General features: G+C 67.5%; 14 protein-coding genes. 4 read left to right on the forward strand and 10 right to left on the reverse strand.

Annotated features, from left to right (window positions below):
* Positions 1-63: 63 nt before the first annotated feature.
* Both guaB and ACEN9K_RS15435 read right to left on the reverse strand, forming a co-directional pair.
* Positions 64-1,575 (reverse strand): IMP dehydrogenase, encoded by a 1,512-nt coding sequence (gene guaB / locus ACEN9K_RS15430; protein WP_495634618.1) that lies wholly within the window; start codon positions 1,573-1,575, stop codon positions 64-66.
* Between the two features lie 227 nt (positions 1,576-1,802).
* Positions 1,803-3,881 carry an acyltransferase family protein gene (locus ACEN9K_RS15435; protein WP_495634619.1) on the reverse strand — a complete coding sequence of 693 codons (2,079 nt, stop codon included), beginning with the start codon at positions 3,879-3,881 and terminating at the stop codon, positions 1,803-1,805.
* A gap of 117 nt (positions 3,882-3,998) precedes the next feature.
* Between ACEN9K_RS15435 and ACEN9K_RS15440 the strand changes: the two genes are divergently transcribed.
* Positions 3,999-4,967, forward strand: a complete 969-nt coding sequence (locus tag ACEN9K_RS15440) for a DUF389 domain-containing protein (protein WP_495634620.1) — start codon at positions 3,999-4,001, stop codon at positions 4,965-4,967.
* Between the two features lie 23 nt (positions 4,968-4,990).
* Here the strand turns inward: ACEN9K_RS15440 and ACEN9K_RS15445 are convergent, their stop codons facing one another.
* Positions 4,991-6,514 carry an ATP-dependent DNA ligase gene (locus ACEN9K_RS15445; protein WP_495634621.1) on the reverse strand — a complete coding sequence of 508 codons (1,524 nt, stop codon included), beginning with the start codon at positions 6,512-6,514 and terminating at the stop codon, positions 4,991-4,993.
* A gap of 56 nt (positions 6,515-6,570) precedes the next feature.
* Between ACEN9K_RS15445 and ACEN9K_RS15450 the strand changes: the two genes are divergently transcribed.
* Positions 6,571-7,173 (forward strand): dihydrofolate reductase family protein, encoded by a 603-nt coding sequence (locus ACEN9K_RS15450; protein WP_018769207.1) that lies wholly within the window; start codon positions 6,571-6,573, stop codon positions 7,171-7,173.
* 68 nt (positions 7,174-7,241) lie between these two features.
* On the opposite strand, the gene groL is transcribed toward ACEN9K_RS15450, so the two are convergent.
* The 3 genes from groL to ACEN9K_RS15465 form a co-directional block, all read right to left on the reverse strand.
* Complete coding sequence (gene groL / locus ACEN9K_RS15455) at positions 7,242-8,852, reverse strand: chaperonin GroEL (RefSeq protein ID WP_018769206.1); 1,611 nt, start codon at positions 8,850-8,852, stop codon at positions 7,242-7,244.
* A gap of 79 nt (positions 8,853-8,931) precedes the next feature.
* On the reverse strand, positions 8,932-9,225 hold the full coding sequence (gene groES, locus ACEN9K_RS15460; RefSeq protein ID WP_018769205.1) for a co-chaperone GroES: 294 nt from the start codon (positions 9,223-9,225) through the stop codon (positions 8,932-8,934).
* Positions 9,226-9,477: 252 nt separating this feature from the next.
* Positions 9,478-9,858 carry a DLW-39 family protein gene (locus tag ACEN9K_RS15465; RefSeq protein ID WP_026265756.1) on the reverse strand — a complete coding sequence of 127 codons (381 nt, stop codon included), beginning with the start codon at positions 9,856-9,858 and terminating at the stop codon, positions 9,478-9,480.
* 52 nt (positions 9,859-9,910) lie between these two features.
* Between ACEN9K_RS15465 and ACEN9K_RS15470 the strand changes: the two genes are divergently transcribed.
* Positions 9,911-11,140: a THUMP-like domain-containing protein gene (locus ACEN9K_RS15470; RefSeq protein WP_495634622.1), complete on the forward strand. Its 1,230-nt coding sequence runs from the start codon at positions 9,911-9,913 to the stop codon at positions 11,138-11,140.
* A 4-nt stretch (positions 11,141-11,144) separates the two neighbouring features.
* On the opposite strand, the gene ACEN9K_RS15475 is transcribed toward ACEN9K_RS15470, so the two are convergent.
* Together ACEN9K_RS15475 and ACEN9K_RS15480 are read right to left on the reverse strand one after the other, a co-directional pair.
* Entirely contained in the window at positions 11,145-11,963 is an 819-nt protein-coding gene (locus ACEN9K_RS15475; RefSeq protein ID WP_495634623.1) for a shikimate 5-dehydrogenase, read from the reverse strand.
* Positions 11,964-12,032: 69 nt separating this feature from the next.
* Positions 12,033-13,481, reverse strand: coding sequence for a glycoside hydrolase family 3 protein (locus ACEN9K_RS15480; protein WP_495635713.1), 1,449 nt, complete (start codon positions 13,479-13,481; stop codon positions 12,033-12,035).
* Between the two features lie 386 nt (positions 13,482-13,867).
* Here ACEN9K_RS15480 and ACEN9K_RS15485 point away from each other — a divergent pair, with 386 nt between their 5' ends.
* Positions 13,868-15,019, forward strand: a complete 1,152-nt coding sequence (locus ACEN9K_RS15485) for a glutamate--cysteine ligase (protein ID WP_056394198.1) — start codon at positions 13,868-13,870, stop codon at positions 15,017-15,019.
* A 118-nt stretch (positions 15,020-15,137) separates the two neighbouring features.
* Here ACEN9K_RS15485 and tsaD read toward each other — a convergent pair whose 3' ends face one another.
* Both tsaD and rimI read right to left on the reverse strand, forming a co-directional pair.
* The gene (gene tsaD / locus ACEN9K_RS15490; protein ID WP_018769198.1) at positions 15,138-16,229 is read right to left on the reverse strand and encodes a tRNA (adenosine(37)-N6)-threonylcarbamoyltransferase complex transferase subunit TsaD; all 1,092 of its coding nucleotides are present in this window, start codon (positions 16,227-16,229) and stop codon (positions 15,138-15,140) included.
* Complete coding sequence (rimI, locus tag ACEN9K_RS15495) at positions 16,226-16,720, reverse strand: ribosomal protein S18-alanine N-acetyltransferase (RefSeq protein ID WP_495635714.1); 495 nt, start codon at positions 16,718-16,720, stop codon at positions 16,226-16,228. Before rimI ends, tsaD begins: the two co-directional genes overlap by 4 nt.
* Between the last annotated feature and the right edge of the window lie 4 nt (positions 16,721-16,724).

Here is a 16,724-nt window from a genome sequence, read left to right on the forward strand (position 1 = left end):
GGCTTGAATGCGGAAGGAGGCGGGGAATTCCCCACCTCCTTCTGCAGCATTAAGCCACCGGGATCAGCGCGAACCGTAGTTCGGCGCCTCCACGGTCATCTGGATGTCATGCGGGTGCGATTCCTTGAGTCCGGCAGACGTGATGCGGACAAACTTGCCGCGGGCCTTCAGCTCCGGGATGGTCGGTGCGCCGGTGTAGAACATGGTCTGGCGCAGGCCCCCCACCAACTGGTACGCCACCGAGGACAGCGGCCCGCGGTAGGCAACGCGGCCTTCGATGCCTTCGGGGATCAGCTTGTCGTCGCCGGACACGTCCGCCTGGAAGTAGCGGTCCTTGGAGTAGGACGTGTTCTTGCCGCGGGACTGCATGGCGCCCAGGGAGCCCATGCCGCGGTAGGACTTGAACTGCTTGCCGTTGACGAAGATCAGCTCGCCCGGGGACTCGTCACAGCCCGCCAGCAGCGATCCCAGCATGACGGTGTCGGCTCCGGCCACCAGTGCCTTGCCGATGTCGCCCGAGTACTGCAGGCCGCCGTCGGCGATCAGCGGCACGCCGGCCGGCATGGCAGCCTTGGCTGATTCGTAGATGGCGGTAATCTGCGGGACGCCCACGCCGGCCACCACGCGGGTGGTGCAGATGGAGCCCGGACCAACACCCACCTTGATGCCGTCCGCGCCGGCGTCGATCAGTGCCTGGGCGCCTTCGCGGGTGGCAGCCTGGCCGCCGATGATGTCCACGTGGGCGGCCACGGGGTCGGACTTGAGCCGGCGGATCATGTCCAGCACACCCTGGGAGTGGCCGTTGGCGGTGTCCACGAACAGGGCATCGACGCCGGCGTCCACCAGGGCCATGGCCCGCTCCCGGCCGTCACCGAAGAAGCCGATGGCAGCACCCACGCGGAGCCGGCCCTCGTCGTCCTTGGTGGCCAGCGGGTACTGCTCGGCTTTGGTGAAGTCCTTGGTGGTGATGAGGCCCTTGAGCCGGCCCTGCTCGTCCACCAGCGGGAGCTTTTCGATCTTGTTGGTTGCGAGCTTGTGCGAGGCTTCCTCGCGGCTGATTCCCACGTGTCCGGTGACCAGGGGCATCTTGGTCATGACGTCGCTGACCAGCCGCAGCGGGAAATCGGACTCGGGGACAAAGCGGGTGTCGCGGTTGGTGACGATGCCCAGCAGGCGGTTGTCCTCGTCCACCACGGGCAGGCCGGAGACGCGGTAGTGGGCGCAAAGGTCATCAAGTTCCCGCAGCGTGGCCTCGGGACGGATGGTGAGCGGGTTGGTGATCATCCCTGACTCGCTCCGCTTGACCCGGTCCACCTGGTCAGCCTGGTCGGCGATGGACAGGTTGCGGTGCACCACGCCCAGGCCACCCTGGCGGGCCATCGCGATAGCCATGCGGGATTCCGTCACGGTGTCCATTGCGGCGGAAAGCAGCGGGGTCTGCACCGTGATCCGCTTGGAGATCCGCGAGGAGGTGTCTGCTTCGGACGGGATCACGTCGGTGTGGCCCGGCAGGAGCAGGACGTCATCGTAGGTCAGGCCGATGAAGCCAAAGGGGTTGTGTTCGGGCTCGGTCATGAGTGCGCCTCTTACCTTGGTTGCTGGGTCACGGGTAGGGGTTGCAGCCGATGACCAGCCCGTTATTACGGAACTGGCCTGTGCAGACGATCCTGCGGGACCACCGTGCAGGACGGCGTTCCGGGGGCAGAAAGTGTTGAGTAAATATTAGAACCTCGGCGCCGATCCCCCTATTCCACGCCGGTAATGTGAGCAACCGCACGCCCCCACCCACCCTTAGGGCCGGCTCAGCTCCAGCCGGTTGCAGCCAGCAGCCGCTGCTCGAACATGGGGATCATGGTCTCCACATAGGTTCTGGTCAGGTGGTTGTCGTCCTTGTAGACGTACACGTTCCCCACCACCGCAGGGCAAACGCCCCGGGCACAGATGAAGTCACTCATGTCCATCAGGTGCAGCCCGGGCAGCTTGCCGCGGTAGTTCTCCAGTGGCGATGGCTCCACCAGGGACTCGGCGAGCGATGGATTGCAGGCAGCCGCGCCGGCGCCGTTCCGTTGGGCGCACTGGGGCATGTTGAAGGTGAATCTCGGGTTGTCGCGGATTCCCACGATCTCGATCCCCGCGTCGGCGAACGGCTTGACGCCGTCAAGGTACCCCGGCACCTCCGTTTCGAACGGGGCATCCTCATGGGTCAGCGTTGCCACGGTGAACACCGCATCCGGGCGGTGTTCCAGGACGTAGGCGGAGCTGGCCTTGTTGTAGGCGTTGCATTCGGCATTCCTGGTCTCCGATTCGGCGCCGAACCGGCATGCGGGCATCAGGAGGGTGACCAATTCCCACCCACGCGCGGCCGCCACGGGAGCCAGCGCTGCCAGGTACTGCTGGGCATGGGAGTCGCCCAGCACCACGATGCGCCGGGTGGACGGTTCCTCCGGAAGCTCCTGCCGGCACCCCTCCAGGATGGGATCGCCCGTGGCGTTGGCACCTGTGCAGGGCGAGTCGATCCCGGCCCAGTCGTTGTCCAGGGCGGTGGGCCCGGGGATGGTCCTGGCCCTGGGCGCGGGCGTGCTTTCGTTCTCCGGCGTGAGCGCCAGGGCCCCCGGCGTCAGCTCACGGGGCTGTGCCGCCGTCGCGCTTTCCTCTGCGGTGAGCGATGTCTGCCAAACCGCCACGGGACCAGCCAGCAAGGCACCGCAGGCAACAATAACGACGGCGGTCCGCCAGGCGCGAAGCTTGGGCCAATGCCAGTCGCGCAGCGGCTTTTCAACAAAGCGGGTGGTCAGGACAGCGAGCACGATGGAGGCAGCGACGATGCCCAGTCCCTGCTTGAGGTTGGGTGCCTCCACGCCGGTGGCCGCGAGCGCCAGCACCAGGACCGGCCAGTGCCAGAGGTAGAGGGCGTAGGAGTTGTCACCCAGGGCGACGGCGGGGCGGCTGCTGAGGAGCCGGTCCACGCCGAACCGGCTGCCGGTTTGCCCTGCAATGATGATGGCCGCCGCGGCCAGTGTGGGCCAGAGCGCCACGTACCCGGGAAAGGACCGGTCGACGGTCAGGACCAGCCCGCAGGACACCATGGCTGCCAGTCCGGCCCAGCCCAGGGCCACCCGCACCACGCGGCCGGGCTTGACGTAGGGCAGCACCAGTGCCAGCAACGATCCCAGCGCAAACTCCCAAAGCCGGGCGCGGGTATCGAAGTAGGCGGAGGCCTGGTTGCCGGCGGTCTGGTCAATGGAGTAGGCAAGCGACACCGCCAAAACCGTTCCAAAGACTGCGGCGAGCAGCCCTCGGTAGGTCAGCCCCTGCAGGCGGGGAACCCGGCGCAGCCGGTTCAGCAACGCAGCGGTCGCGGCAAAGATCAGTGGCCACAGGATGAAGACCTGTCCCTGGATGGACAGGGACCAGAAGTGCTGCAGCGGACTGGCTCCGGCGTGGTCCTGCGCGTAGTAGTCCACTGCATTGTCTGCCAGGAGCCAGTTCTGCCGGTAAAGGAGGGACGCCCAGGCCTGGTCCAGCACCTGTGGCCAGCGGCCCTGCGGCAGGATCAGCCAGGTGCCTGCCAGCACTCCAAGGATCACCACGACGGCGGCCGGCAGCAGTCGCTTGAAAAGGTGCAGCCAGTGCGCCATCAGCTTGAAAGGGTGGCCGGATTCGGCTTTGCGGACGAAGGAAAGCGTGAGCAGGAACGCCGAGATCAGCAGGAAGATGTCCACGCCGCCGGACACGCGGCCCAGCCACACGTGGTACGCCACCACCATCAGGACAGCCAGGGCCCGGAGCCCCTGGACCTCGGGGCGGAAAGTGGGTTTCCGTTTCCTGTTCGCGGCACTGGACGGGGGTTCAGGTGCCTTCGACGTTTCCGTTATCGACACTAGAACCTCTCAGGACGCCCGCCAGCCAAAGCATCAAGCCTAGCCAAGGCGGTCAGCAACGGCCAATCAACGCACCTGTTCGGACTATGCTGGGCCCAATCATCGAAGGGAGACGGCGTGGTTGTCCAACTGCGGATTTGCGTGCCCGGCGAGCTGTCCGCCGTGACGCTGAAGACGTGCCGGGACCAGCGGGGTGCGGCAGAGGTTGCGCTGGTTGCGGGTGCGTCGGTGGTCCCGGAAGGCGACGTTATCGAGGTCCTGATCGCCCGGGAGTCAGTGGAGGAACTCCTCGAGAAGCTGGAGATCCTGAAGGTCCAGGACGTTGGATCCATTGCCATGTCCACGCCGGAATTAGTCCTGTCAAAGAAAGCCGACCGGGCGGAGCGGGCCGCCCCCGGGGACGGTGCGGACGCAGTGATCTGGGACGACGTGACGCGGCAAACCGGAGAGGACTCCCGCCTGACATGGAACTTCCTCGCCTTCCTGGTGCTCGCAACCCAGCTTGCCGGGATCGGCATCGTGACGGACTCCCCCATCGCGATTGTGGGAGCCATGGCGGTAGGTCCCGAGTTCGGACCGCTGGCCGCCCTCGCCGTCTCGCTTGCCACCCGGCAGTGGAAGCTTGGCCGCCGTGCTGCCATTGCCCTGGGTGTCGGGTTCCCCGTGGCCATGCTGCTGGCGGCACTGACGGCGTGGCTGTCGGTGCCCCTCGGTCTCTTCCCGCGGGATGCCCTGGACAAGGGTTCCGCGGTGGAATTCATCTACCATCCGGGTCCGTATTCGCTGATTGTTGCCGTCCTGGCCGGCATCGCGGGAATGCTCTCCATCATCGGCCGGCGCTCCGCGGCCCTGATCGGGGTCTTCATCTCGGTGACCACCGTTCCGGCGGCAGGGTACGTTGCGGTGGCCCTGGTCCTGGGGGAATACCAGAAGGCTGCGGGCTCGGCGCTCCAGTTGCTGCTCAACCTCGTGGGCATCGTGGTGGCCGCCCTCGCGGTACTGCTTTTCTACCGCATAATTTCGAGGCGCGTGCCGCACGGGGTGGCACGGAACCTGAGGCGCCAGCGGAGCGGGGCCCGCAACTAAGGAGCCTCCGCATTCGCGGTGCGCTACGGCCGCAGCAGGGCGCGCAGGGTCTGGATCGTGTCTGCTTCGGCCGCAGCCTTGTCGTCCCGGTAGCGCTTGACCCGGGCAAACCTCAGGGCGATGCCACCGGGATAGCGCGGTGACTGCTGCACGCCGTCGATGGCGATTTCGACCACCGTGACCGGCTCAACCCACACCGTGCCGGCCGTGCGCCGCACCTCAAGCTCCTGGAACCTCTCCGTCTGCCATCGCAGCAGTTCGTCGGTGAGGCCCTTGAAGGTCTTGCCCACCATCACGTAGCCGCCGGGTTCTCCGAACTCCCCAGCGGGGTCAAGGGCGCCCAGGTGCAGGTTGGACAGCATCCCGGTGCGGCGCCCGGACCCCCATTCGCAGGCGAGCACCACCAGGTCGTACGTCAGCACCGGCTTGACCTTCACCCAGTTGGCTCCGCGCCGGCCGGCCGCGTAGGTGGAACCGATGGCCTTCACCACAACGCCTTCATGGCCTGCGGCAAGCGCCTCCTGCGATACCCGTTCCGCAACGGCGGGATCGGCCGTGACCTCCCCCGGTATCCGGTGCTCCGGCGCGATCCGCTCGAGCTCACTGATCCGGGCGGACAGCGGCTCATCAAGCAGGTCCCGCCCATCGATATGCAGCACGTCGAAGAACCAGGGATGCAGCACCGTCTCACGCGCGGCATCCGCACCGAAGCGCGCCATGGTTTCCTGGAACGGCCGCGGGCCGCCTTCCTCGTCCAGGGCCAGGGTTTCGCCGTCAAGGATCACGTCCCGCAGCGGCAGCCCGCGAACCAGGTCCACCACCTCGGGGAGCCGGTGGGTGACGTCGGCGAGGTTGCGCGTGTAGATGCTGACGTCGTCGCCGGACCGGTGCACCTGGATGCGGGCGCCGTCGAGCTTGTATTCCACCGAGGCCTCCCCGGTCGCCTCCAGGGCTGCGCTGGGACTGGCCGCGGTGGCCGCCAGCATGGGCTGCACGGGGCGGCCAACCACCAGGCCGACGGCGTCCAGCTCGGCTTCGGTGCCCGTGATGGCCAGCAGGGCTGTTCCGCCCAGGTCGCCCGAAAGCATCGCAGCGCGCCGTACGGCGGCAACGGGCTTCCCGGCAGCGCGGGCAACGGCATCCGTCAGCACTCCCTCCAGGGCTCCTATACGCAGCTCGCCAACCAGGACACCTGCAATGAAGGCCTGCTCAGAAGCAGTGGCTGCCGCCATCAGCGTCCGGAGGGTGGCCGCGCGCCCCGCGCCCGATCCGGTACCCGCCGTGGCAAGCAGCCGGTCCAGGGCAGCGTCGAGGTCGGCCAGGGTGAGGGTTGGTTCGACGGCGGGTTCCTCCTTGGCCGCCGCCACGGCACTCCATCCGACGCCCACGCGTCCCTGGCGGGGCTTGGCAACCAGCCAGCCCACCGCCGTCGGGATTTCCGCCGGCTCAAGCCGGCCCAGCAGCTGGGCCAGCGCATCCACCTTGGCCAGCCGGGAGCGGGTGGAGGTGACGGCCTCCGCGGTGTTGACGAGCTCAAGGAGCAGCATGGCACCATCCTGCCACGGCACTGGACAGGGCCGGAGCCCCGTTCCAGACTTGGTGGATGGGCAACATCGTCGCGAACCTGTTCATCACCCTGGACGGCGTCTACCAGGCGCCCGGCGGCCGCGAGGAAGACAGCGAGGGCGGGTTCAACCTTGGCGGCTGGCAGGCACCGGTCTCCGACGACGAATCCGGCGCCGCCATTGCGGCTGGAATAGCGCGGATGGATGCCCTGCTCCTTGGCAGGAAGACCTACGACATCTTTGCCGCCTACTGGCCCCAGCAGTCCGGGGACATCGCGGACACGCTCAACCGGATACCCAAGTTTGTGGTGTCCAGCTCCTTGTCCGATCCGGCATGGGCCGGCACCACCGTGCTGCCGGATGCCGCGGCGGCGGGCGGGCTCCGGGACGAGTACCAGCAGGTGCACATGTTCGGCAGTGGCGTCCTCATCCGGTCCCTGCTGGAGGCGCAAGTGCTGGACCGCCTTCATCTCTGGCTGTATCCGGTCACCCTGGGGCAGGGCAAGCGGCTCTTCGACGCCGGGACGGTCCCCTCAACATTCCGGCTCGCCGAGCCGGTACGCAGCTACCCCAAGGGAGCCGTGTCGTTGGTCTACGAGCCTGCGGGCGGAGTCGAAACCGCCGAGATGGCGGCTACGTAGCACCCGGAACACAGAAAACCGGCCCAGCTGGTGCTGGACCGGTTTTCTGTATGTGAAGACGGGCAGGATCAGTGGCTGTGGCCTGCGTGCTCGTCCTCTTCGGCCGGCTTCTCCACGACAAGGGTCTCGGTGGTGAGAACCAGCGCGGCGATGGAGGCCGCGTTGCGGAGGGCTGCACGGGTGACCTTGACGGGGTCGATGACGCCCGCAGCGATCAGGTCCTCGTACTCGCCGGACTTGGCGTTGAACCCGTTGTTGATTTCCAGGTCGGCAACCTTGGAGGTGACCACGTAACCGTCGAAGCCGGCGTTCTGGGCGATCCAGCGCAGGGGCTGGACCAGTGCGCGGCGGACAATGCCGACGGCCGCGGCAGCGTCGCCTTCGAGGGCGTTGACGGCGGCGTCCTCATCCAGTGCCTTGAGGGCGTGGATCAGGGCCGAGCCACCGCCGGCCACGATGCCTTCTTCGAGGGCAGCGCGGGTGGAGGACACTGCGTCCTCGATGCGGTGCTTCTTTTCCTTCAGCTCAACCTCGGTTGCGGCACCCACCTTGATGACGCCGATGCCGCCGGCCAGCTTGGCCAGCCGCTCCTGGAGCTTTTCGCGGTCCCAGTCGGAATCGGTGCGGGTAACCTCGGCGCGCAGCTGGGCAACGCGTGCGGCCACGTCCTCGGCCGAGCCTGCGCCGTCGACGATGGTGGTGTTGTCCTTGGTGACGGTGATGCGGCGGGCGGTACCCAGCACCTCCAGGCCAACGGTGTCCAGGCTCAGGCCCAGCTCCGGGGAAACAACCTGCGCACCGGTGAGGGTGGCGATGTCCTGCAGCATGGCCTTGCGGCGGTCGCCGAAGCCGGGAGCCTTGACGGCAACAACGTTCAGGGTGCCGCGGATGCGGTTGACGATGAGCGTGGACAGGGCCTCGCCCTCGACGTCCTCGGCGATGATGAACAGCGGCTTGGAAGCCTGCAGTGCCTTTTCCAGCAGCGGCAGGAATTCCTGGATCGAGGAGATCTTGCCCTGGTTGATCAGGATAAGGGCGTCCTCGAGGACTGCTTCCTGGCGTTCCGCGTCGGTGACGAAGTACGGGGACAGGTAGCCCTTGTCGAACTGCATGCCCTCGGTGAGGACCAGTTCGGTCTGGGTGGTGGAGGACTCTTCGATGGTGATGACGCCATCCTTGCCCACCTTGCCAAAGGCCTCGGCGAGCAGTTCGCCGATTTCGTCGCTCTGGGCCGAGATGGCGGCAACGTTAGCCACCTGGGTGCCTTCGACCGGGCGGGCGTTTTCGAGCAGGCGGGCAGCCACGGCTTCAACCGCAACTTCGATGCCGCGCTTGATCTGGCCGGGAGCGGCGCCGGCAGCAACGTTGCGCAGGCCTTCCTTGACCAGGGCCTGGGCCAGGACCGTGGCGGTGGTGGTGCCGTCGCCGGCAACGTCGTTGGTCTTGGTGGCTACTTCCTTGGCCAGCTGCGCGCCAAGGTTCTCGTAGGGATCGTCAAGTTCCACTTCACGGGCGATGGTGACGCCGTCATTCGTGATGGTGGGGGCGCCCCACTTCTTGTCCAGGACGACGTTGCGGCCGCGGGGGCCGAGCGTCACCTTGACGGTGTTCGCGAGCTTATCGATGCCGGCCTCAAGGGACCGGCGGGCAGCGTCGTTAAACGCAAGCTGCTTTGCCATGGTTTTGTCCTTTCAAAGACAGAAACCCCGCACTGCCGGCCAGCATGAGCATGGCCGGCGGCACGGGGATCCGGAAGAGTTACTTGACGACGACAGCCAGGACGTCGCGGGCGGACAGCACCAGGTACTCGGTGCCGCCGGTCTTGACTTCGGTTCCGCCGTACTTGGAGTAGATGACGACGTCGCCAACGGCAACGTCAACCGGAACCCGTTGGCCGTCTTCGAAGCGGCCGGGGCCTACTGCAACAACTTCGCCTTCCTGCGGCTTCTCCTGGGCGGAGTCCGGGATGACCAGGCCTGAAGCCGTGGTCTGCTCGGCTTCGAGCGGGCGGACAACAATACGATCCTCAAGAGGCTTAATAGAGACCGACACTCGGACCTCTCCTTTTCGTCAGCAAAATTCGTGGACTGGAAAGCTTTCCGCCGTGGCTGGCAAACCGTCGTCGCGGTGCCGGCAGCAGCCTGGCTGGCAGCTCTTCATGTGTTAGCACCCTCCTAGGGAGAGTGCTAATGAAGACTCTATGTAAGGGTTAGCACTCGGTCAAGGTGAGTGCCAACGTTTCGTCATCGGCGTAAGCCTTTCGGGCTCCGGCCGACGGCGGATCCGGCCGGCAAACATGCTTCCCTAACGGCCCAGGTCGTCGAAGTCCACGTCCTCGCCACCGTCGGCCTCGCCGCCTCCCTGCTGACGTTTCCGGTAGAGCACCCAACCGGCCCCGGCTGCGGTGAGTACGGCAACAACGAGGAAGAAAATGCTCCCGGCCCGTGCGCCGTCGTACAACCCGCGGATGTCCCGCGCCTCCTGCGTGTTGTCGTGGATGTCGTTGCCGCCCACCGAATAAACGGTGGCGTTGAACGTGTCCAGCAGGAAAATGATCACCAACAGGGCGATGCACACCACGGCCACCACGGCCGCGGCGATCAGGGCTGGACGGGCAAACCTAGCCACACCGCGGTCCCTGGGTCGATGTTCGCCGGTCTCCCCTGGGGCTGCGCTGTCATCCATGGTTTCAACAGTATCCGCATCCCGGCAGCCGTCCTCCACTAGGCTGGAAACCATGCCCCACGCTCCCCAGGACCAGATCGCACCCCTGTTGACCCCCGAAGGCTGGGAGTTGCTGGCATCGCTGGGCCCCTACCGCGAAGAGGACGCGTTTGAGCTCAATTCGGCGCTCCGGAAAGCCGGCCACCCGGGCGAACTTGTATCCGCCGTCCTGACGCAGTCCAGGCTGCGGACCAGGGCCGAGGCGAAGTTTGGTGAGTTCGCCCGCCAGATGCTTTTCACCCAGGCAGGCCTTGAGCAGGCCACCCGGCTGAACGTCGCCGCACACCACGCGCAGCGGTTCGCCGCAGCCGGGATCCGGCACGTGGCGGACCTGGGCTGCGGTCTTGGTGCCGACGCCATGGCCCTGGCTTCCCTGGACATCACCGTCACCGCCGTGGAGATGGATGAAACCACCGCCGCCTGCGCCACCATGAACCTCATCCCCTTCCCCAATGCCACGGTGGTCCACGCGGACGCGGCATCGGTCCCGCTGGAGGGGATCGACGGCGTCTGGCTGGATCCGGCACGCCGCGTCACTTCCACGTCGGGGACCAAGCGGATCTGGGACCCGGAGGCGTTCTCACCGCCGTTGTCCTTCGTGGAGTCGCTGGCGGCCGGGGGGAAGGCGGTGGGCGTGAAGATGGGCCCCGGCATGCCCCACGAGTCCGTGCCCACGGGATGCGAAGCCCAGTGGGTGTCGGTGGCCGGGGACGTGACCGAGGTGACCCTCTGGTTCAACGCCGTGCGCAGGCCCGGGGTCCGCCGGGCGGCCCTGGTCCTGGGGTCCCAGGGGCCCGCCGAGCTGACCAGCGCAGAGGAATTCGGCGCCGGCCCGGCCGCTCCGGTGGGACCCGTGGAGGGTTACCTGTACGAACCCGACGGCGCCGTGATCCGTGCCGGGCTGGTTGCCGACGTGGCGCTGCAGCTCGGCGGGCACCTGGTGGATGAACACATTGCCTACATCTGTGCCGCGGAACTTCTGGACACCCCGTTCGCCAAGGCTTACAGGGTCCTGGAAGTCATGCCCTACAACGTCAAGGCACTCAAGGCCTGGGTGAAGGAGGAGGGGATCACCGTGCTGGACATCAAGAAGCGCGGCACAGCGGTGACCCCGGAAGAGCTGCGGAAGCAGCTCCTCCCGCAGGGCAAGGGCGCCGCCAAAAAGGGTTCCGCCAGGACGGCCACGCTGGTCCTGACTCGCATCGGCGAGGACCGCGTGGCCATCGTGGTGGAACCGGTGTAAACGCCTACTGGGCGCGCATGAACTCCTCGGCTGCCCGGACCTGTTCCGCGGTGGGGCGCACTCCCGTGTACAGCACAAACTGTTCCAGGGCCTGGATGGTGGCAACCTCCGCACCGGTGATGACGTGCTTGCCTGCCGCGCGGGCGGCCCGGATCAGCGGCGTCTCGGCGGGCAGTGCCACCACGTCGAAGACCACGCGTGCGGCCTCGATGGCCTCCGCGGGGAAGGACAGGCTGTCCGCTTCGGCGCCGCCCGCCATGCCGATGGGGGTGACGTTGATGATCATGTCCGCCGTCCCGCCGTCGAGCGCTGCACGCCACTGGAAACCGTACTGGCCTGCGAGCGCACGCCCGGCGGCCTCGTTCCGGGCGATGACGGTGACGTCCTTGAAACCGGCGTCCCGGAGCGCGGCGACGGTGGCTTTGGCCATCCCGCCCGCCCCCTGGACCAGCACGGAATAGTCGGTGGGGACCCCGTTGGATGCCAGCAGCTGCTCAATGGCCGTGTAGTCGGTGTTGTACGCCTTGAGGTAGCCGTCGGTGTTCACGATGGTGTTCACGGAGTCGATGGCCTTGGCGGACGGGTCCATCTCGTCCACCAGCGCGATGACGTCTTCCTTGTACGGCATGGAGATGGCACAGCCGCGGATGCCCAGGCCCCGCACTCCGGCGATGGCCTGTTGCAGGTTGGTGGGCGCGAACGCCTTGTAGATCCAGTTCAGGCCCAGCTGCCCGTACAGATGGTTGTGGAAGCGGGTCCCGTTGTTGCTGGGGCGGGCCGACAGCGAGATGCAGAGGGTCATGTCTTTATTCAGAATGGGCACCAGACCATTAAACGCGTTCCAGCCATCGTGCGGGGTCCCCGGTCCGGGGTCCGGGTCAGGAGCCAGAGGTCAGGCGCAGCCGGTTCCCGCGGGGAAAGGCCCGACGGCAGCGGGCAGCTTCCCGGGAGCAGGCGCCTTGCCTGCCAGCACGGCCACCAGCGCATCAAAGGCGGCGTCGGTGCGGCCGTACAGCGCCAGCTTCACCGGAGCCGTGGAGTTTTGGAGCGGCCAGGGGGCATCCAGGGCCACGGCAATGTCCCCGGCCGCTGGATTCCCGCCGAAGCCGATGAGGTTCACCAGCGGTCCTGATCCAACCGCGAGGCCGGCACGTGCGGCGGCGGCTTCGAAGCGCTCCCGGTCCCCCGGTCCCCCGCCGGCAACGCGCACCGCACCGGGCACCAGGGGTCCGCTGCAGGGACCGGAGACAACCGTCACGGCCGACGCCGAAACCCGCGCCGACAACGCCGCACCGCTTCCGGCCGGGGCACCTGTGCCGGCTGTTCCGGCAGGCGGCGTGGTCCGGGCATGCCAGATCATCATGGTGGCCACCCGCTGCGCGGCCTCATCCAGCCGGGAGGCGGGAAGCGTGCCGGCGGCCAGGGCCTGGAGGATGGCGGCGTGCGCCTGTTCCACGTCCGCGGGCATCAGCAACAGGTCGGCGCCGGCTCCCAAAGCTTTTACGGCTGCTGCGCCGGCGGGGTACTGCTTGTCCACGGCTCCCATGTTGAGGGCGTCCGTCACGGCTACACCTTTGAATCCGAGCTCCCTCATCGCGGCGTAGCTCGGTGCGGAGAGCGACGCCGGCACACCGGGCTCCAGCGCAGGCACAGCGATGTGGCCCGTCATGACGACCGGCAGGCCCGCGGCCACGGCCGCCTGGAAGGGTTTCCAGTCCCGGGCCCGGAGCTGGTCGATGCCGGCCGGCTGGACCGGGAGGCTGAGGTGGGAGTCCGCGGTCACCGAGCCGTGGCCGGGAAAGTGCTTGACGGTGGGAAGCACGCCGGCGTCCAGCATGCCCTGGGCGAAGGCGACCCCGTGGGCTGCGGCGGCGGCAGGATCCGCGGACATGGAGCGCGCGCCGATGGTGGGGTCGCTGGGCCCGATGGTCACGTCGGTATCCGGCGCGAAGTCGAGGTCGAATCCCAGCGGCACCAGCTCGCCGGCCAGGCCCTTTCCTGCTTCCCGGGTCAGGGCCGGGTTGCCGGCCGCTCCGTAGCTCATGGGCGTGGGCCATTCAGTCAGGGGCTGCCCCAGGCGTGCCACGGCGCCCCCTTCCTGGTCCACGCCGATGATCCCGGGCCACCGCCGGCCGCCGGCGGCGACAGCCTGCTGCAGCCGCTGGTTCACCGCGCCCATGGCGGCAACGTCCACGTTCCCCTGCTGATCGCGTGGCACGTTGTCGCCCATGATGATGGATCCGGCCAGGTGCAGCCGCTGGATGAGCGCGGCGTGCGCCTCCACCTGGTTGCCCTTGAAGAACGGGAGCAGAACCTGCCCGGCCTTCTCCTCCGGAGTCATGGCTGCCACGGCCGCGACGGCGGCGTCCTGGTCGCGCTGCTCCGGGCCCCACCCCAGGGGGCGGGAGCCTGCGTCAGGTGAGGCAGAAGCGGTGGGAGGCGCCGTCGTGGTACTTGCCGATGCCGAAGGGGCGCCGGCGGGCCCTGAGGACGACGACGGCGGGGCTGCTGTTGGGGAGGCTGTGCAGGAGGCCAGCGCCAGGGCCGACAGGGCCAGGAGGAGCGGGAAGGATTTGGCGGGAGTGGTTTTGGCAGGTCTGTGACGCGTGGGGAACGGGGCCATCAATACGATGCTACCCCTGCACTAGACTTGAACCACCCGTTCGCCTGCCGGCAGCAGCCTGTGAGCGGCATCAGCCAGCGGCAAACCGGACAGTGAGGAAACGTGTGAAGATCGACTTCGCCCCATCGAGGCAGTCAACCCTCGGTGTTGAGTGGGAGCTTGCCCTGGTGGACGGAAAGACGGGCGAGCTCGCATCCGTGGCCAACCAGGTGCTCCGCGGAGTTGCTTCCCGCCACCCGGAACTCAACGAAGACGACGAGCATCCGCACATCAAGCAGGAACTGCTGCTGAACACTGTGGAACTGGTCACCGGCATCTGCGAAACAGCTGCCGAGGCCAAGGAAGACCTCAGCCGGTCCGTTGCCGCCGTCCGCGAAATCACCGATCCCATGGGCGTGGAACTCTTCTGCGCCGGCAGCCACCCGTTCAGCCCGCCGCAGCTGCAGCCCGTGACGGACAAGGCCCGCTACGCCAAACTCATCGACCGCACCCAGTGGTGGGGCAGGCAGATGGTCATTTACGGCGTTCACGTGCACGTAGGACTTGACCGCCGGGACAAGGCACTCCCCGTCCTGGACGGGCTGGTCAACTACTTCCCGCACTTCCAGGCGCTCTCCGCATCGAGCCCCTTCTGGGGCGGCGAGGATACCGGCTACGCCTCCCAGCGGGCCCTGATGTTCCAGCAGCTTCCCACCGCCGGCCTGCCCTTCCAGTTCAAATCCTGGGAGGAATACGAGTCCTACGTGCAGGACATGTTCACCACCGGCGTCATCGACACCATCTCGGAGATCCGCTGGGACATCCGGCCGGTGCCCGCCCTTGGCACCATCGAGATGCGCATCTGCGACGGCCTGGCCACGTTGGAGGAAGTGGGTGCCATTGCGGCCCTCACCCAATGCCTGGTGGACGAGTTCTCCACCACCTTGGACAACGGCGGCACCATTCCCACCATGCCGCCCTGGCACGTGCAGGAGAACAAGTGGCGCGCCGCCCGGTACGGCATGGACGCCATCATCATCCTGGACGCCGCAGGGCGGGAACAGCTGGTCACCGAGCATCTGCTGGAGACGCTGAACCGACTGGAGCCGGTGGCGGCCAAGCTGCGCTGCGCCGACGAGCTTGCCGACGTCGAGAAGATCATCCGCCGCGGCGCCGGGTACCAGCGCCAGCGCCGCGTGGCCGCGGAAAATGGCGGGAACCTCCAGGCCGTGGTGCTGGACCTGGTCAAGCAGATGCGGAACGGCCCCACCGCGTAACGTGCTCCTGCCGAAGTGGGGCACTTCGGCACGGACACGCCGGCCGCCATCGTGATGTACGACGGCGGAGCCCGCCAAAGTGCCCCGCGACGGTTCGCTTTCGCCCGGCGCTCTGCCGTCAGGCCGGCAGCGACACCGATGTAACCGGCATTGACGAGTCCGGGGCGAAGGCGATTCCACTGGGTTCGACGCCGGCCATCACCAGCTGTGCGCCGAGGGCGGCCACCATGGCGCCGTTGTCCGTGCAAAGGTCCAGGGGCGGCACGTGCAGCCGGATGCCGGCGGACGCGCACCGCTGCCCGGTCAGTTCCCGCAGCCGCGAGTTGGCCGCCACTCCCCCACCCAGCAGGACATCCTTGATGCCGTACTCGCGGCAGGCCAGCACCGCCTTGGACGAAATCACGTCCACCACGGCTTCCTGGAAGGCGGCCGCGATGTCAGCCACGGGGATCTCTTCGCCGCGGGCCTCGAACTGCTCCACGCACCGGGCCACTGCCGTCTTGAGGCCGCTGAAGGACCAGTCATACCGGTGCGGCCCCGGCTCATCCGCCGTGCCCATGTACTTGGGCTGGGTGAGGCCGCGGGGGAAGCGGATGGCCTTGGGATTGCCGCCGCGGGCCACCTTGTCGATCGCAGGGCCGCCCGGGTAGCCAAGACCCAGGATGCGTGCCACTTTGTCGTAGGCCTCGCCGGCGGCGTCGTCGATGGTGGAGCCCAGGAGCTCCACGTCGCTGGTGATGGTCCTGATCCGCAGGATTTCGGTGTGGCCGCCGGACACCAGCAGGGCGCCCAGGTTCTCCGGCAGCTCCTGCTTCCGGCCGTTGGCGCGGTCATCCAGCAGCCCCACGCCCACGTGCGCCACCAGGTGGTTGATCGCGTACAGCGGCTTCCCGGTGGCGACGGCGAGCGCCTTGGCAGCGCAGACACCCACCATGAGTGCGCCGGCCAGTCCGGGCCCGGATGTGACGGCGATGGCGTCCACCTCGTCAAGGCTCACGCCTGCGTCTGCCAGCGCCTGATCGAGCGTGGGGACGAACGCGTCCAGGTGGGCGCGCGAGGCGATCTCGGGGATGACGCCGCCAAAGCGGACGTGCTCGTCCATGGAGGAGGAGACGGTGTTGGTCAGGAGGGTGGTGCCGCGGACGATGCCCACGCCGGTTTCGTCGCAGGATGATTCGATCCCCAGCACCAGGGGCTGTGAGCGGTTCATTGCCGGCCTGCTTCCGTTGCTTGGTGGCCATCAGTTTCCGGTGCGGCCAGCTGGAGCCGCATGATGAGCGCATCCACGCCGTCGCGGTAGTAGCGGGGGCGGATGTGGATCTGTTCGAAGCCGAACCGCACGTACAGCTGCTGCGCCCGCGGGTTGTCGGCGCGGACCTCGAGCAGGACATCGGCGGCACCGCGGTGCCTGGCCTCGGCGATGAGTTGGGTGAGCAGCCTGCTGCCGATTCCCCGCCCCTCGTAATCAGGAACGACGGCGATGGTCTGGATGTCGGCGATGGGCTCGATGCACATCAGCCCGGCGTAGCCCACGATGCCGTCGGTGGTCTCCGCCACAAGGTAGCGGCGGGTTTCCGGCTGGGAGAGTTCATCCAGGAACATCTGCACGGGCCAGGCGTCGATGGGGAAGAGCTTGTGTTCCAGGGCGCCGACGGCGGGTACATCGTCCAGGGTCATGTCGCGGACGGTGACGCCTGCCATGTGG

The sequence above is a fragment of the Pseudarthrobacter sp. Pseusp20 genome, assembly GCF_059492155.1.

Bases quoted from the DNA above. Each gene is read 5' to 3' on its own strand.
- groL (WP_018769206.1), bottom strand. From the start codon at position 8,852: ATGGCAAAGCAGCTTGCGTTTAACGACGCTGCCCGCCGGTCCCTTGAG.
- rimI (WP_495635714.1), bottom strand. From the start codon at position 16,720: ATGGCAGGCGTCACCGTCCGCGACATGACCCTGGACGATGTACCCGCC.
- ACEN9K_RS15470 (WP_495634622.1), top strand. From the start codon at position 9,911: ATGCCCCACGCTCCCCAGGACCAGATCGCACCCCTGTTGACCCCCGAA.
- ACEN9K_RS15445 (WP_495634621.1), bottom strand. From the start codon at position 6,514: ATGCTGCTCCTTGAGCTCGTCAACACCGCGGAGGCCGTCACCTCCACC.
- ACEN9K_RS15480 (WP_495635713.1), bottom strand. From the start codon at position 13,481: ATGACTCCGGAGGAGAAGGCCGGGCAGGTTCTGCTCCCGTTCTTCAAG.
- ACEN9K_RS15450 (WP_018769207.1), top strand. From the start codon at position 6,571: ATGGGCAACATCGTCGCGAACCTGTTCATCACCCTGGACGGCGTCTAC.
- guaB (WP_495634618.1), bottom strand. From the start codon at position 1,575: ATGACCGAGCCCGAACACAACCCCTTTGGCTTCATCGGCCTGACCTAC.
- tsaD (WP_018769198.1), bottom strand. From the start codon at position 16,229: ATGAACCGCTCACAGCCCCTGGTGCTGGGGATCGAATCATCCTGCGAC.
- ACEN9K_RS15465 (WP_026265756.1), bottom strand. From the start codon at position 9,858: ATGGATGACAGCGCAGCCCCAGGGGAGACCGGCGAACATCGACCCAGG.